Source organism: Moorena sp. SIO4A1 (assembly GCF_010672065.1).
Classification (GTDB): domain Bacteria; phylum Cyanobacteriota; class Cyanobacteriia; order Cyanobacteriales; family Coleofasciculaceae; genus Moorena.
The window spans coordinates 1-1,345 of record NZ_JAAHHX010000780.1; the positions used below are offsets into that span (position 1 = coordinate 1).

Consider the following 1,345-nt stretch of genomic DNA (forward strand, 5'->3'; position numbering starts at 1 on the left):
AAAATGCGATCGCAATGCCAATGATGATATTTGGCCAACTCAGATTGGCAGTCAGCAAAAACCAGATAACCAGTCGTAAAATTAGATTTAGATGCCCAATCATGGAAACACCATCCAGAACAATAACACTAACATCAAACTCATCACCCCAATTAGATGATCAAATTCCTCAAGCACACGGGGCAGCTTGAGTACAGATCGTTTGAAAATCAACAAATATGCCAACCATCCCAGGCCAATGGTTGCCAGGGGTTTGATAATATTGGCAAAATTATATGCCTGGTAGTACACACCATTGACGGCAATCAGCCCACCGAGCAACAGTATCATCGCTAACCAAAAATTGGCCTTTACCTGCCCTTGGCTGCCATCCCCATGGGGCAGAAAGATGAATTTACCAAAGCATGTTGCCGTTCCTAGGGCAGCAACATTCATACCGATAACTTGCCAGGGCACTATATTCTTCAGAGTCAATACTTTCGCCCCAAAGCCAGACAATAATGGAAAGCCGGAAATAGAGAAGCTAGCTATAGCCAGGGCAATCCAAATTGGGGTATTAATCCGCTGATGTTGCAGTTCATTGAGGTTACGGCTGGGCAAAACACCCGCGATCAAAAAGAGCGCTGATTTGACCAAACCATGGGTCAGGGCATAAAAGCCTCCCACTTCTGGTGAGGCGAGGATAAAGCCTAACTGGGAAATCGTGCTAAAGGCGAGAATACGCTTGGTATCCTTTTCAAATAAGGCATAGGTTATGCCCAGAAGCGCTGTCCCCACTCCAAATATCCTGACGATGGGATCAAGTTCCTCCACAATCAGAGCAAAACGCAACAGTGGAAAGACTCCCGTTTTGATCACAACTCCCGATAGCAACGCCGACACTGGGCTCTGAGATTCGGAGTGGGTTAAGGGTAACCACAATCCTGATACAAATATTCCCCCCTTGACTAATAGTCCCACAAAGATCAGGGCAAGGGCTTCTGGAGGTGCTCCCCGCAACCCTTCAAAGGCAAAGGAATTATTGGCCTTATAGACTAAAATTGCGCCGACCAGATAAAACAGCATGGCTGTATTGCTGACAAAAAGATAGCGCAAGGCTACCCAAATTGAGCGGTCGGTTCGGGGATAGGCAATCAACAGAAACGCAGCAATACTGATTACTTCTAATGCTACGTATAAACTGATGAAATCTGCACAGATAAATACGGCATTGACACTGCCATGTAAGATAATGGTCTGGGTATAAAAAAAAGCTGTTTTACCACTTTGCCAACAGTAGAGGATGACTGCTGCCGTTACCAGCCCATTGGTTAATATAAAAAAGGCGCTTAATTGATCTACTAGT

1 protein-coding gene and 1 pseudogene are annotated in these 1,345 nt (G+C 45.3%); both read right to left on the reverse strand.

Going from position 1 to position 1,345, the window contains the following annotated elements; genetic code table 11:
• Positions 1-103: pseudogene (locus F6K53_RS42835) on the reverse strand (cation:proton antiporter); the annotation flags it as partial.
• A partial coding sequence (locus F6K53_RS42840; protein WP_293086696.1) for a cation:proton antiporter occupies positions 100-1,345 on the reverse strand: 1,246 nt, incomplete at its 5' end. The pseudogene F6K53_RS42835 and the gene F6K53_RS42840, both read right to left, overlap by 4 nt.